The 14,172-nt window shown below is 69.2% G+C and carries 11 protein-coding genes; 6 read left to right on the top strand and 5 right to left on the bottom strand.

Going from position 1 to position 14,172, the window contains the following annotated elements:
* Nucleotides 1-44: 44 nt before the first annotated feature.
* Nucleotides 45-3,422 carry a pyruvate carboxylase gene (locus ABD793_RS34150; protein ID WP_344867422.1) on the top strand — a complete coding sequence of 1,126 codons (3,378 nt, stop codon included), beginning with the start codon at nt 45-47 and terminating at the stop codon, nt 3,420-3,422.
* A 121-nt stretch (nt 3,423-3,543) separates the two neighbouring features.
* Nucleotides 3,544-4,341, top strand: a complete 798-nt coding sequence (locus tag ABD793_RS34145; protein WP_344867421.1) for an arginase family protein — start codon at nt 3,544-3,546, stop codon at nt 4,339-4,341.
* A 177-nt stretch (nt 4,342-4,518) separates the two neighbouring features.
* Here ABD793_RS34145 and ABD793_RS34140 read toward each other — a convergent pair whose 3' ends face one another.
* From ABD793_RS34140 to ABD793_RS34120, 5 genes are all read right to left on the bottom strand, one after another.
* The gene (locus tag ABD793_RS34140; protein ID WP_344867420.1) at nt 4,519-4,911 is read right to left on the bottom strand and encodes a GntR family transcriptional regulator; all 393 of its coding nucleotides are present in this window, start codon (nt 4,909-4,911) and stop codon (nt 4,519-4,521) included.
* The gene (locus ABD793_RS34135; RefSeq protein WP_344867419.1) at nt 4,912-5,643 is read right to left on the bottom strand and encodes a hypothetical protein; all 732 of its coding nucleotides are present in this window, start codon (nt 5,641-5,643) and stop codon (nt 4,912-4,914) included. It abuts the gene before it with no gap.
* 823 nt (nt 5,644-6,466) lie between these two features.
* The gene (locus ABD793_RS34130; RefSeq protein ID WP_344867418.1) at nt 6,467-7,270 is read right to left on the bottom strand and encodes an alpha/beta fold hydrolase; all 804 of its coding nucleotides are present in this window, start codon (nt 7,268-7,270) and stop codon (nt 6,467-6,469) included.
* A complete protein-coding gene (locus ABD793_RS34125) occupies nt 7,270-8,265 on the bottom strand; it encodes an LLM class flavin-dependent oxidoreductase (RefSeq protein ID WP_344867417.1) in 996 nt (331 codons plus the stop codon). Before ABD793_RS34125 ends, ABD793_RS34130 begins: the two co-directional genes overlap by 1 nt.
* Nucleotides 8,266-8,322: 57 nt before the next feature.
* Nucleotides 8,323-10,440, bottom strand: coding sequence for a HelD family protein (locus ABD793_RS34120; RefSeq protein ID WP_344867416.1), 2,118 nt, complete (start codon nt 10,438-10,440; stop codon nt 8,323-8,325).
* 122 nt (nt 10,441-10,562) lie between these two features.
* Between ABD793_RS34120 and rsmD the strand changes: the two genes are divergently transcribed.
* From rsmD to ABD793_RS34100, 4 genes are all read left to right on the top strand, one after another.
* Complete coding sequence (gene rsmD, locus ABD793_RS34115; RefSeq protein WP_344867415.1) at nt 10,563-11,129, top strand: 16S rRNA (guanine(966)-N(2))-methyltransferase RsmD; 567 nt, start codon at nt 10,563-10,565, stop codon at nt 11,127-11,129.
* Nucleotides 11,130-11,181: 52 nt separating this feature from the next.
* Nucleotides 11,182-11,664 carry a pantetheine-phosphate adenylyltransferase gene (gene coaD, locus ABD793_RS34110; RefSeq protein WP_344867414.1) on the top strand — a complete coding sequence of 161 codons (483 nt, stop codon included), beginning with the start codon at nt 11,182-11,184 and terminating at the stop codon, nt 11,662-11,664.
* An 889-nt stretch (nt 11,665-12,553) separates the two neighbouring features.
* Nucleotides 12,554-13,294, top strand: coding sequence for a ribonuclease domain-containing protein (locus ABD793_RS34105; protein WP_344867413.1), 741 nt, complete (start codon nt 12,554-12,556; stop codon nt 13,292-13,294).
* Between the two features lie 151 nt (nt 13,295-13,445).
* Nucleotides 13,446-14,171: a DivIVA domain-containing protein gene (locus tag ABD793_RS34100; protein WP_344867412.1), complete on the top strand. Its 726-nt coding sequence runs from the start codon at nt 13,446-13,448 to the stop codon at nt 14,169-14,171.
* Nucleotide 14,172: the final 1 nt, after the last annotated feature.

The following is a 14,172-nucleotide window of genomic DNA, read 5'->3' as shown; positions in this document are numbered from 1 at the left end:
GGTAACGTGCCTTCGATACCGATCCGCGACCGGAAGGACCGGGCATGTTCCGCAAGGTGCTGGTGGCCAACCGCGGGGAGATCGCCATCCGGGCGTTCCGCGCAGGCTACGAACTGGGGGCGGGCACGGTTGCCGTGTTCCCGCACGAAGACCGCAACTCACTGCATCGGCTGAAGGCCGACGAGGCCTACGAGATCGGCGAACCGGGACATCCGGTCCGTGCGTACCTCTCGGTGGAGGAGATCGTCAAGGCCGCCAAGAAGGCGGGCGCGGACGCGGTCTACCCGGGCTACGGCTTCCTGTCGGAAAACCCCGACCTCGCCAGGGCGTGCGAGGAAGCCGGGATCACGTTCGTCGGCCCGTCGGCGGACATCCTCGAACTCACCGGTAACAAGGCCCGTGCGGTGAAGGCCGCGCGCGATGCCGGCGTTCCGGTGCTCGGCTCGTCGCAGCCGTCCAGTGACGTCGACGAACTGGTGGCCGCGGCAGACGAGCTTGGCTTCCCGGTGTTCGTCAAGGCAGTCGCCGGTGGTGGCGGGCGCGGTATGCGGCGGGTCGAGGAGCCGGCCCAGCTGCGCGAGTCCATCGAAGCCGCCGCGCGCGAGGCCGAATCGGCGTTCGGCGACCCGACGGTGTTCCTGGAGCGGGCCGTGGTCGAACCACGGCACATCGAGGTGCAGATCCTCGCCGACGGTGCGGGCAACGTGATCCACCTCTACGAGCGCGACTGTTCGGTGCAGCGCCGCCACCAGAAGGTGGTCGAGCTGGCGCCCGCACCGAACCTCGACCCCGAGCTGCGCGACCGGATTTGCGCCGACGCGGTGCGGTTCGCCCGCCAGATCGGCTATCGCAACGCCGGCACCGTCGAATTCCTGCTCGACCGCCAGGGCAACCACGTCTTCATCGAGATGAACCCGCGGATCCAGGTCGAGCACACGGTCACCGAAGAAGTCACCGATGTCGACCTCGTGCAGTCCCAGCTGCGCATCGCATCCGGCGAAACCCTCGACGACCTCGGCCTTTCACAGGACCGGATCTACCTCCGCGGCGCCGCACTGCAGTGCCGCATCACGACCGAAGACCCGGCGAACGGGTTCCGCCCGGACACCGGAATGATCAGCGCCTACCGTTCACCGGGCGGTTCCGGTATCCGGCTGGACGGCGGCACGGCGTTCTCCGGCACCGAGATCAGCGCCCACTTCGACTCGCTGCTCGTGAAGCTCAGCTGCCGCGGCCGGGACTTCCGCACCGCGGTCGGCCGGGCCCGCCGTGCCGTGGCCGAGTTCCGGATCCGTGGCGTGGCGACGAACATCCCGTTCCTGCAAGCGGTGCTCGACGACCCGGATTTCCGGGAAGGCCGCGTCACCACGTCGTTCATCGAGGAACGGCCGCACCTGCTCACCGCGCGGCACTCCGCCGACCGCGGCACCCGGCTGCTCACCTATCTCGCCGACCAGACGGTGAACCGCCCGCACGGCGAACGGCCGCGTACTCCGGAAGCCGCGACGAAGCTGCCGAAACTGCCGGCCGATTTCACGCCCACGGACGGCTCCAAGCAGCGGCTCACCGAGCTCGGCCCGCAGGGTTTCGCGCAATGGTTGCGCGAATCGCCGCTGCTGGGCGTCACCGACACCACATTCCGCGACGCCCACCAGTCGTTGCTCGCGACCCGGGTCCGCACGAGGGACCTGCTCGCGGTGGCTCCGGTCGTCGCCGCGACCGTGCCGCAGCTGCTCTCACTCGAGTGCTGGGGTGGCGCGACCTACGACGTCGCCCTGCGCTTCCTGGCCGAAGATCCGTGGGAGCGTCTGGAACAGCTGCGCAAGGCCGTGCCGAACATCTGCCTGCAGATGCTGCTGCGCGGTCGTAACACGGTGGGTTACACGCCGTATCCGACCGAGGTGACCTCTGCCTTCGTCGAGGAGGCGACCGCGACCGGTATCGACATCTTCCGGATCTTCGACGCGCTCAACGACGTGGAGCAGATGCGTCCGGCCATCGACGCCGTCCGCGAAACCGGCACCGCCGTCGCCGAAGTGGCGCTCTGTTACACCTCCGATCTGTCCGATCCGAACGAAAAGCTCTACACCCTCGACTACTACCTCAAACTCGCCGAACAGATCGTCGGTGCAGGCGCGCACATCCTGGCGATCAAGGACATGGCGGGACTGCTCCGAGCTCCTGCCGCGGCCCGGCTCGTGACCGCGCTGCGCAAGGAGTTCGACCTGCCGGTGCACATCCACACGCATGACACGGCGGGTGGCCAGCTGGCTACCTACCTCTCCGCGATCCAGGCCGGTGCGGACGCGGTGGACGGTGCCGTGTCGTCCATGGCCGGTACCACTTCGCAGCCCTCACTCGGCTCCATCGTCGCGGCCACCGACCACTCCGAACGCAGCACCGGTCTCGACCTGCAGGCGATCGGCGACCTCGAGCCGTACTGGGAGAGCGTGCGCAAGATCTACGCACCGTTCGAGGCCGGGCTCGCTTCGCCCACCGGTCGTGTGTACCACCACGAAATCCCCGGTGGCCAGCTGTCGAACCTGCGCACGCAGGCCATCGCGCTCGGGCTCGGTGACCGCTTCGAGGACATCGAGGCCATGTACGCCGCGGCAGACCGCATCCTCGGCCACCTGGTGAAGGTGACCCCGTCGTCCAAAGTGGTCGGTGACCTCGCCCTGCACCTGGTGGGTGCGGGCGTCTCCCCGGCCGACTTCGAAGCGGAGCCGAACAGGTTCGACATCCCGGACTCGGTGATCGGCTTCCTGCGCGGTGAGCTGGGCGACCCGCCCGGCGGCTGGCCGGAACCGTTCCGCACCAAGGCACTCGAGGGCCGTACCGCGGCCAAGCCGGTGGCGGAACTGTCCGAAGAGGACCACAAGGAACTCACCGACGACCGCCGCGGTGCACTGAACCGGTTGCTGTTCCCCGGGCCCACCAAGGAGTTCCTGACCCACCGCGAGGCATACGGCGACACCAGTGTGCTCCCCAGCAAGGACTTCTTCTACGGTCTGCGTCCGGGTGAGGAGTACTCGGTCGACCTCGAACCCGGCGTCCGGCTGCTCATCGAGCTGGAAGCGATCGGCGAGGCCGACGAACGTGGCGTGCGGACCGTCATGTCCACGCTCAACGGCCAGCTCCGGCCGATCCAGATCCGGGACCGTTCGATCGCCTCGGACATCCCGGCCACCGAAAAGGCCGACAAGGGCAACCCGAAGCAGATCGCCGCGCCGTTCGCCGGCGTGGTGACGCTGCAGGTGGCCGAGGGCGACCAGGTGGAGGCCGGAGCGACCGTGGCGACGATCGAAGCCATGAAGATGGAAGCGTCGATCACCGCTTCGGCGGCAGGCAAGGTCGGGCGGCTGGCGATCACCTCCGTTCAGCAGGTCGAGGGCGGGGACCTTCTCATCGTGCTCGAATAGTCCACTGCCGCGCCAGTTTTATCGGGTGCGATGGTCCCTTTCGCGCCGCACGGATGCGAAAGGGACCATCGCAACAACTCAGACTCGCCTTGCCGGCGGTGTTCGCGCTAGCGTCGATCACATGCTGATCAACGCGGTGCCGCAGTGGCAGGGCGCGATCGGTCTCCGGGCTCGGGAACTGGTCGGGGGCTGCCTCGCGCTTTCCGAACTGGCCGGGCACGTGCTCGGCCACCCGGTGCACCACGTCCGCCAGGACGCTGCGCCGTCCGAAGTCGTGGCCGGAGTTGCCAACCGGGCTGTGCTCACGGGCGCGAACCGGCGCGCGCACCTGGCTGCCCTTGAAGCGCCGGAAGGCCCGGTGCTGACCATCGGTGGCGACTGCGGCGTGGAGCTGCTCCCGATCAGCGTTGCCCGGTTCCGCTACGGATCCGGGCTCGGCGTTGCGTGGTTCGATGCGCACGCAGACTTGAACACCGCGGATTCGTCGCCATCGGGCGGTTTCCACGGCATGGTGCTGCGGTCGCTGCTCGGCGAAGGCGACGAGGAGTTCGCGGCGAATCCGGCGCTCGAAGGGGGCCGGGTGGCGCTTTTCGGTACCCGGGCCTTCGATCCCGCGGAAGCGGAGTCTGTCGCGCGTGGACTTGCCGTGCGCACCGAGGATGTTGCCGGCACGCTGAGTGCAGCCGGCGCGGACCACGTCTATCTGCACGTGGACTTGGATGTTCTTGATCCGGCCGAATTCGGCGGGCTGAACTGCCCGGAGCCCGGTGGCCGCACGATCGGCGAAGTCGTCTCGGCGATCGACGCACTGTCCGGAATGGACGTCGTCGGTGCCGGTGTCACCGAATGCGTCGGCACGGAAGTCGGTTCTCTGGAGCCGATCCTGTCCGCAGTGGGGAGGGTGCTGGGGAGTAGCTGACGATCATTCTTCGCGCCGAGGCCGGCTTTCCAGGTCTCGTCCGGTGAGTGAACCGCAGAGCGCACGGGCAGAAGGAGGTGTGCCCACGACCGTGCGGAAGATGGTTCACAGAACGGCGAAAACCGCGTCGGCCGGATGGGATCGCGGAATCCGTCACGCGGATTCCGTTACCTGGGCTCAATGCTGAGGCGCGTTCACATTCACGGCTGCCAGCGCCGTCCGCACTGCCTCCGCGGCCACTGCCGGTTCGACGCCGAGTTCGTGCGCGCGGCGGGCGTACTCGGTGGCGGCATCGCGAAGCAGTGTTGCCGGGTCCGGCCGTTCGGATGGGCCGGTCACGACTGTTCCGCGCGCTCGGGCGGTGGTGACCCAGCCGGCGGTCTCGAGTTCGCGATACACGCGGGCGACAGTGCCGGAGGCGAGCCCCAGGTCCCGGGAGAGCTGACGGATCGGTGGCAGCCGGGCGTCCCGGGGCAGGGCCCCGTCCGTGATGGCACGGATGATCTGGTCGTGCACCTGGCGCCACGGTGGTACGCCGCTTTCGGCGTCGACGGTCACACGCAGCGGCATTTACCGTGCCGTCGCAGTGGTTGTGCGCTGCTTCTTTGTCTTCTTCGGTGGCGGGCCGACGATCGCGAGGAATGCTGCGATGCTCACCACCGATGCGATGAACGTGGGAAACGACATCTCGTGCCCGGTGTGCCAGCCGACCATCGCGGCCGTTGCGGTGCCGAGGCCGAGCGCCACTCGCGCACTGCGAGTTCGTAGCGCCAGGTCGACTTGGGCGTCGCCGGTTGCCGGTCGCCGCACCGCGAGGAGCACGATGATCCAGGCCGCAACCGCTGCCGCGACGGTCACGCCCAGCAGTGGCCATTGCTGCACGATGATGAGACGTGTCGCGGCGGCGATTTCGGCCACCCCGGCGACGATGATCGCCCAGAGCGGGGCGAAATCGAGCACGCGCCGCGGTGCGAGCACAGCTTCGCGGCGTACCTGCGGGGACGGACGTTGTGCGACTGCTTCGGCGATGAGTCCGCCGAGCAGCACCACGACGACCAGGGAATCGAAGCCGCCGGAAAGCTGCGGGATGAGGGGTAGACCGACGAACAGCCACGGGTACCAGAACCGGCGACGGCGCAGGTAGCGAACGGCGACGGCCACCTGGTCGGGGTTCGGGTCACGCACGCCCCATTTCTCCAGCAAGCGGGCGCCTTGTCGTTCGCCGGGCCACAGTACGATCAGGATGGCGAGGCCGAACAAGCCGCAGAAGACTGCGACACTCAGCGTGTTCTCGAGGCTCATAGCGTGTTCCTCCGTCTTGTATCAAGTGCATGCTACAAGACGTTCGGCAGGCCCGCCAGGCGGCGTTCACGCAGCGAACGTCGACGCGCAGGCGGACGTCATCAAGCTGTGGCGCGCTGGTCGCGGCGTCGCCACGTAGCAACTGTCGGTCGCGGCGCGAAGTACCACCTGAAGGTCGCGACGAAGAGCGCGAGCATCAAGGCGTACCTCGACAACGGCGCGACACCGTTCATCGACGCCGCCGACAGGCCAGTACGCCGGTGGTCGCTTGTTTTCTCGGGGACCACGCGGTCCCAGGACATCCGCTTGTCCTGAGAAGAACCGAACGCCGGTGAGACTCCGTCGGTACCCGGCGCGGGCGCATTTCGCGCTGGGGGCCCACTGCGGGAAGCCGTGGCCGGAAATGTGCGGCGAGAGGTGCACGGCTGGAGATTCGCCGTTGGACGCCGATCGCTGGAGGTTCCTCGCCGGAGGTACGTGGCCGGAAATGTGCTGCGGGAGGTCAACAGCTGGTGTTCGCCGCCGGAAAACTCACCGCAGGGAGCCCGCGGCTGGAAATCTGCCGCTGGAACTTGCTGCTGGAAGCCCGCGGCTGGAAATCCACCGCCGGAAACCCGCGGCTGGAAGCCCACCGCTGGAAATCTGCCGCCGGAAACTCGCGGCTGGAAAACCACCGCCGGAAACTCGCGGCTGGAATGTGCCGTGGGAAGTCCGCAGCTGGCGTTCGTCGCGGGAAACTCGCCGCAGGAGGCACGCCACAAGGAAGGCCGCTGTGGGAAGCCTGTCGCTGGAGATTGGTTGCGGGAGGCTTACAGCGCGAAATTCACTGGGCGAGCCAGCGGTGCACTACGGCGGTGAGGGCGGCCGGTGCGTCGAGTTGGATGAGGTGTCCGGCTGCGTCGACGAGTTCCAGCTGGGCGTTCGGGATCAGGTCGGCCAGCCGGTGTGCCCGGTCGACCGGGATCCAGGTGTCCTCGGTGCCCCACACCACCAGCGTGGGCAGGGCGAGAGTGCCGTAACGGGGCTCGATTTCGTCGGTATACCGTTGGTCCGCCTGGGCGATCTGTCGGTAGAAGGCGGCCTGTCCGGCCTCGCCGAGCCACGGTGTGGTGAGCATTTCGTGTGCTGCGGCGGACAACGGGAGGTGCGCGGCGCCGGCGATGTAGGCGCGCACCAAGGCTTCGTGCAACGCCGGTGGCAGCTGGGCGAACACGGCGGCGTTGTCTGCCACGAGCCGGAAGAACTCCGAACCCCATGGCGCGAGTGCGACCACATCCACCAGCGCCAGCGATCGGTAGCGGGCACCGTGCAGCAGGTTCGCGCGCAGGCTGACCGCGCCGCCGTAGTCGTGCGCCACCACGTCGGGCTCGGCAAGTCCCCAGTGCTGCAGCAGCGCGGCGAACGTCTCGCCTTGCGCGGCCAGCGAAACGTCCTGTCCGTCGGCCATCGTGGATTCGCCGTAGCCCGGCATGTCCCACAGATAGACGGTGTGGTCCCGCGTGAAGGTGCGTGCGATCGGTTCCCACAGCTTCGACGACCACGGCGTGCCGTGGCAGAAGACGAGCGGTGGCCCCGCCCCCTGGCGAGACCACCGCACGTCCTGACCGCGCCAGGTAAAGGTGGGCATCAGTTTTTGAGGTCGGCGACGATCTCGTAGGAGCGCACGCGGTCCTCGTGCCCGTGCACCATGGTGGTGACCATCAGCTCGTTTGCGTCCGTGTCGGTGAGCAACTGCTCCAGTCCCTTCCGGACGGTCTCCGGCGAGCCCATGATGCCCGAGCCGAAACGCTGCTCCAGGAAGGCACGGTCGGTGTCGGTATACGGGTACTCCGCGGCCTCCTCCGGCGTCGGCAGCGCGATCGGGCGGCCCCGGCGCAGGCTCAGGAAGGTCAAGCCGCTCGGGCCGGCCAGGAATTGCGCACGCTCGTCCGTCTCGGCGGCCACGACGGAGACACCGAGCATCACGTACGGCTCGGAAAGCGTCTCCGACGGGCGGAAGTTCTCCCGGTACAGCTGCACGGCCGGCAGCGTGTTCTCGGCCGCGAAGTGGTGCGCGAAGGAGAACGGCAACCCCAGCCGTCCGGCCAGCTGCGCGCTGAAACCGGACGAGCCGAGCAGCCATACCGGCGGCTTGTTCCCCTCGGCGGTCACCGCGTGCACCCCGCGTGCCGCGTCGTGCTCGAAGTAGTCGACGAGTTCCATCAGCTGCTCGGGGAAGTTCTCCGCGGACAGCCCGCCCGGTCCGCGCAACGCGAGCGCGGTGCGCTGGTCGGTGCCCGGCGCGCGGCCGAGGCCGAGATCGATCCGGCCGGGGTGGAACGCCTCCAGCGTGCCGAACTGCTCCGCAACCACCAGCGGCGCGTGGTTGGGCAGCATGATGCCGCCTGAGCCGACCCGGATGGTCTTCGTCGCATCGGCCACGTGCCCGATCAGCACCGCGGTGGCCGAGCTGGCGATGCCCGGCATGTTGTGGTGCTCGGCGAGCCAATACCGCTGGTAGCCGAGCCGTTCGGCGTGCCGGGCGAGGTCGAGGGTGTTGCGCAGCGCGTCGCCGACCCCTTGCCCCTCCGAGACGGGGGACAGGTCGAGCACGGACAGCGGGACGTCAGGCAGCGAAGTCACGTCCAGTGCCAACGCACGGGACCGCTGTTCCCTTCCCGAACCGTGGACCGGGCTTTTTCAGGCCGGCGGCAGCCAGTCCGGGTCCGAGGCCAGTACGACGAGGTGCTGGGTGGCGCGGGTGAGCGCGACGTAGAGCACCCGGCGCCCGGTCGAGGACTCGGTGACCAGCTCGATCGGCTCGACCAGCACCACCGCGTCGTACTCGAGACCCTTCGAATCGAGGCTGCCCACGACCTTCAGCCGCTCGTCGGCCTGTCCGGCGAGCCAGCCGCCGACCTCGTCGACCCGGTCCATCGCGGTGATCACGCCCACGGTGCCCTCGACCGCGCCGAGCAGCTCCTTGACCGCGGCCTCCGTGGCCGTCGGCAGCGCGGCGGCTTCGACCGGCCGCACCTCGGGCGCGATGCCCGTGGTGCGCACCGCCTGGGGCAGTTCCCCTGCCTGCGCGTGCCCGGCGACGACCTTCGCGGCCAGGTCGAAGATTTCCGCCGAGTTGCGGTAGTTCGTGCGCAGCGTGTACCGGCGGCGTGCGGTCTTCGCGCCGAACGCCTGGTCCCGTGCCTGTGCCGCCTCGTCCGGATCCGGCCACGAGCTCTGCACCGGATCACCCACCACGGTCCAGCTCGCGTACTTGCCGCGCCTGCCGACCATCCGCCACTGCATCGGCGACAGGTCCTGCGATTCGTCGATCACCACGTGCGAGTACTCGTCGTAGTGCTCCGGACGGTGCGGGGCGCCGCCGCCGGTGCGGTCCGGCTCGACCTCGACCACGGTCTGGCGCCGCCGCTTCGGCTCCGGGCCGACCAGCACGCGCAGCTCGTCGAGCAACGCCACGTCGGCCACCGACCAGCCGTGGCTGCGGTCCGCGAAATCGGCGGCCAGCAGACTGATCTCCGAACGGCTCAGCACGCCCTTCGCCGCCGTGGCGAGCCGCTTCTCCGTGCCCAGCCACTTGAGCACCTGCGCGGGGTACAGCACCGGCCACCACACGACGAGGAAGCGGTGGAAGTCGATCCGTTCGCCGAGGTCGGTGATCAGCTCCGCGCGATCGAACTCCTTGCCGTCGGCCTTCGCGTACTCCTCCGCCTTGTCCGCGAGCGCGGCCAGCAGCAGCTCGGCCACCCGCACGCGGGAACGGTTCGGCGGTGCGCCCTGCGTGTGCGCCTTGCGCCGCACCTTCTCCAGTTCGCGCCCGGCGAGCTTGAGCACCTCGCCGCGGTAGACGATGCGCAGTTCGTCGGGCGCCTCGGGCGGCGTGTCCCGCAACGCGCGCAGCAGCACCTTCCGCATCCGCAACGAGCCCTTGACGGCGGCCAGCGCCGAGCTGTCCTGCCTCGTGGCCATCAGGCCGTCGAGCACCTCGCCCAGCGCGCGCAGCTCGACGTTCGTCTCGCCCATCGACGGCAGCACACGCGAAATGTAGGTGGTGAACACCCCGGACGGCCCGATCACCAATACCCCGGCACCACCGAGCTGGCGACGGTGCCGGTAGAGCAGGTAGGCCGCGCGGTGCAGGGCGACCGCGGTCTTGCCGGTGCCGGGACCACCGGTGATCTCGGTGACGCCACGCCACGGCGCGCGGATGACCTCGTCCTGCTCCTTCTGGATCGTGGCCACGATGTCGCGCATCTTCTCGCCGCGGGCACGGCCGAGTGCGGCCATCAGCGCGCCCTCGCCGACGATCGCCATGTCCTCGGGCACGGCGTCGGCGATCAGCACGTCGTCGTCCACGTCGAGCACGTTCTGCCCGGAGCAGCGGATCACCCTGCGGCGCACCACGTCCATCGGCTCTTCGGCGGTGGCCTGGTAGAACGCCGCGGCGGCAGGCGCACGCCAGTCGGTGACAAGGTTGTCGAACTCGGTGTCACGGATGCCGAGCCTGCCCACGTAGATCTGCTCGTGGTCGAGGTGGTCGAGGCGGCCGAACACCAGGCCCTCGTACTCCGCGTCGAGCGTCTGCAGGGTCTGGTTGGCGTGGTAGACCATCATGTCGCGTTCGAACAGCATCGACGCCTGTTCGAAGATCGCCTCGCGCTGGGCGCCCTGGCCGAGTTCGTAGCCCTTGGTCCGCATCGCCTCGGCCTGGGCCCGCAGCTGGCCGAGGCGGGTGTAGACCCGATCGACGTGGGCCTGCTCGACAGCGATCTCGGCCCGTCTCACCCGGGGTTCCGACACGCAACGCTCCTCAACAGCTCGGTTGCCTCTCAGAAGGCGAAGGACGACTCTACGCGCCCGCGCGGGTGAGGTTCAGCAAGTCCTGTCGAAAGCCACATCCGGGACTCGGCGAAGATGGCGGGGTGACGAGGATCGTGGCGGGCACGGCAGGCGGGCGGCGGCTGAAGGTACCGCCGAAGGGCACCCGTCCGACGTCCGAGCGCGTGCGGGAAGCGCTTTTCAACGCCCTCGAAGTGGCCGGTGAGCTGGACGGGGCTCGGGTCCTCGACCTGTACGCCGGGTCCGGGGCGCTCGGTCTCGAAGCCCTTTCGCGGGGCGCCGCGGACGCGTGGTTCGTGGAAGCCGACCGGCGCGCCGTCGACGTGCTTCGCGGCAACGTCACCGACCTGCGGCTCGGCGGCACGGTGCGGGCCGGTCAGGTGGAGACCGTGGTGGCCGGGCCGGCGTCGGCGACGTTCGATCTTCTCCTCGCGGACCCGCCGTACGCGGTGGATGCGGCTGCGCTCGGCGCCGTGCTGACGGCGCTCGACAGCGGCGGCTGGCTCACCGACGGTGCTCTCGCAGTGGTCGAACGGGCCGCTCGTGACGGCGCGCCGGAGTGGCCCGAAGCGTTCGTGCCGACGCGGGACAAGCGCTACGGCGACACGGCGCTGTACTGGGCCGAGTACCACCGTTCACCGAGGGTGTGACGCAGTCGTCACGAGGTGCGCGCGGAGCGTCGGGGCTTGGTAGCGTCCGCGCATGCGTCGCGCGGTCTGTCCCGGCTCCTACGATCCGGCCACCAACGGGCACCTCGACATCATCGAGCGGGCCTCGCTCCTCTTCGACGAGGTCGTGGTTGCGGTGGGGGTGAACAAGAACAAGAAGGGACTCTTCAGCGTCGAGGAACGTATGGAGATGTTGCGGGAGATCACCGCGAAACTGCCCAACGTGCGGATCGACTCGTGGCAGGGCCTGCTCGTGGATTACTGCCGCGACAACGACATCGCGGCCGTCGCAAAGGGCCTGCGCTCGGTGAGCGACTTCGACTACGAACTGCAGATGGCCCAGATGAACCGGGAGCTGACCGGTCTGGAAACCCTGCTGATGGCCAACAACCCGGCGTACGGCTTCGTCTCCAGCTCGCTGGTCAAGGAGGTCGCGGCGTTCGGCGGCGACATCGAGAAGCTGGTGCCGCCGGTGGTGTACGAGCGGCTGACCGAGGCGTTCGCGAAGAAGGACTGAAACCGCCGATCGCGCGGCAGCCCGGCGCGGACCGCGGTGGTCCCCCGGCTGTGGAGCCGGTTTTGGGTGTTGCGTCGGGCTGTGGAGCCGGCTTTGGGTGTTGCGCTGGGTTGTGGAGTCGGCCTTGGGTGGTCCGCCGGGCTGCGGAGCCGGCTTTGGGTGTTGCGCTGGGCTGTGGAGCTGGCCTTGAGTGGTCCGCTGGGCTGCGGAGCTGGTCTTGGGTGTTGCGCCGGGTTGTGGACTCGGCTTTGGGTATTGCGTCGGGCTGCGGACTCGGTCTTGAGTGGTCCGCTGGGCTGCGGAGCCGGTCTTGGGTGTTGCGCCGGGCTGCCGACTCGGCTTTGGGTGGTCCGCTGGGCTGCCGACTCGCTCGGTCGGGGGTTGTCGACCTGCGCGCCCGGGGCTGCTGGCCGCTCACCGGGACTGTCCGCCGGGGGACCGTCTGCCGGGGCCGTCGGCCCGCTCGCTCCGGCCGTCCGCGGGCTGCCGGCTCGCTCGGGGTTGTCGGACGGGTCTGTCTGGGCTGTTCGTGCGGGGCTGTCGATCTGTTGATCGGAGGTGCCTGCCGGGCCACGGCCTGTTCGCTCGGGGCCGTTCGCCGGATCCGTTGGTCCCGTTCACCGCCGCCGGTTGCGTTCGCCCGGGGCTGCTCACCGCGGGGCCGCCGACCTGTTCACTGAACCGCTGGTCCTTCCCGCACCCGGGCCGTCGGTCCGGCTTGCCCGCGGCCGTTCACCGGGCCGCCGACCTGCCGATGGTGCCGCCGGGCCCGCTCACTGGGGCTGGTTAGCCTGAACGGATTGCTACCTTCGTCGGGACTTCGGGCGGGAGCGGGGAGTGTTCACCTCGCGGCATCCTCGCGACCACTGCACCGGGTTACGGTCCGAAAATGACCAACCATCGTTCCCGTCTCGCCGGTGTCCTGCTTGCGCTGCTGGTCGGTTTCCTGGGGTTCGGTTCGGCCGCGGAGGCCGCGCCGTCGTCCCCGGCGGCCGGACCGTCGGCGCCGGCCGCCACGCCGGCCTCGACGCTCCAGAACTCCTGTGGTGACCTCTCCGGATTCGAGCACGCGGCGTTGTCCTCGCTGCCGGCCGAAGCCACCGACACCTACCAGCTCATCCTGAAGGGCGGGCCGTTCCCGTACCCGAAGAACGACGGGGTCGTCTTCGACAACCGCGAGGGCATCCTGCCCTCCTGCGATTCCGGCTACTACCACGAGTACACCGTGCCCACGCCGGGCTCGAGCGACCGCGGCACCCGCCGGATCGTGACCGGTGAAGGCGGCGAGTACTTCTACACCGGCGACCACTACGCCACGTTCCAGGTGATCGACATCGACGGCGGCGGTAGCGACCCCGCCAAGTGCGGCGACCTGTCGAAGCTGGACACGGCCGGGTACTCCACGCTGTCCGCCGAGGCCAAGAAGGTGGTCGATGGCGTGCGTGCCGGTTCCGCCGAAGGCGGCCAGACCTACGAGAACCGCGAGGGCATCCTGCCGTCCTGCGATGCCGGCTACTACACGGTGTACCCGGTCGGCACGGATGACCGGGTGATCTCCGGCAAGGGCGGCGAAGTCGCCTACACGCCGGACCACTACGCCAGCTTCAAGAACGTCGATCTCGACGCCTGACCCGGCGCGGCCGGTGCCGCTCGGCCGATGGCCGGGCGGCACCGGCCGTTCACCGAAGGACACGCCCGATCGCGTGCGCGTTCACCGGTTCGGGCCGCGAAGCGGGCAGACTGGACCACAGCGAACGGGGAAACTGCTTGAGGGAGTGGCCGTGTACCGGGTTTTCGAGGCACTCGACGAGCTTGTCACGATCGTCGAAGAGGCTCGTGGGGTGCCGATGACGTCCAGCTGCGTGGTGCCCCGCGGCGACGTGCTCGAGCTGCTCGACGACGTCCGTGACGCGTTCCCCGGTGAGGTCGACGACGCCCAAGACGTGCTCGACAAGCGCGACGACCTGCTGCACACCGCGCGCAAGGAAGCGGGCGAGACCGTCTCCGGTGCCAACGCGGAGGCCGAGCGCACCGTCTCCGACGCGACCGCGGAGGCCGAGCGGATCCTCGCCGACGCCCGTGACCGCGCCGAGCAGATGCTGGCCGACGCGCACAACGAGGCCGAGCGCATGGTCGCCGGCGGACAGGCCGAATACCAGAACCTCACCGACCGGTCCCGCGCCGAGTCCGAGCGGATGATCCAGGCCGGCCGCGACGCCTACGACCGTGCGATCGAGGACGGCCGCGGTGAGCAGGCCCGGCTCGTCTCGCAGACCGAGGTCGTGCAGGCCGCGCACGCCGAATCTGCGCGCATCGTGGACGAGGCGCACGCCGAGGCCGACCGTCAGCGCGTCGATTGCGACGCCTACGTCGACGGCAAACTGGCCGAGTTCTCCGAGCTGCTGGCGACGACGCTGCGCACCGTCGACTCCGGCCGCAACCACCTGCGCGCCCCTGGCAACGTCGGCGGCAACGGCCGTTCGACGCTCTACGACTACCAGGTCTGAC

It is taken from the genome of Amycolatopsis ultiminotia, assembly GCF_039536925.1.
Taxonomy (GTDB): Bacteria; Actinomycetota; Actinomycetes; order Mycobacteriales; family Pseudonocardiaceae; genus Amycolatopsis; species Amycolatopsis ultiminotia.
Note: the sequence above shows the minus strand (reverse complement) of the source record. Positions and strands in the feature narration are given on the sequence as shown.

Bases quoted from the DNA above. Each gene is read 5' to 3' on its own strand.
- ABD793_RS34150 (WP_344867422.1), top strand. From the start codon at position 45: ATGTTCCGCAAGGTGCTGGTGGCCAACCGCGGGGAGATCGCCATCCGG.
- ABD793_RS34145 (WP_344867421.1), top strand. From the start codon at position 3,544: ATGCTGATCAACGCGGTGCCGCAGTGGCAGGGCGCGATCGGTCTCCGG.
- ABD793_RS34140 (WP_344867420.1), bottom strand. From the start codon at position 4,911: ATGCCGCTGCGTGTGACCGTCGACGCCGAAAGCGGCGTACCACCGTGG.
- ABD793_RS34135 (WP_344867419.1), bottom strand. From the start codon at position 5,643: ATGAGCCTCGAGAACACGCTGAGTGTCGCAGTCTTCTGCGGCTTGTTC.
- ABD793_RS34130 (WP_344867418.1), bottom strand. From the start codon at position 7,270: ATGCCCACCTTTACCTGGCGCGGTCAGGACGTGCGGTGGTCTCGCCAG.
- coaD (WP_344867414.1), top strand. From the start codon at position 11,182: ATGCGTCGCGCGGTCTGTCCCGGCTCCTACGATCCGGCCACCAACGGG.
- ABD793_RS34105 (WP_344867413.1), top strand. From the start codon at position 12,554: ATGACCAACCATCGTTCCCGTCTCGCCGGTGTCCTGCTTGCGCTGCTG.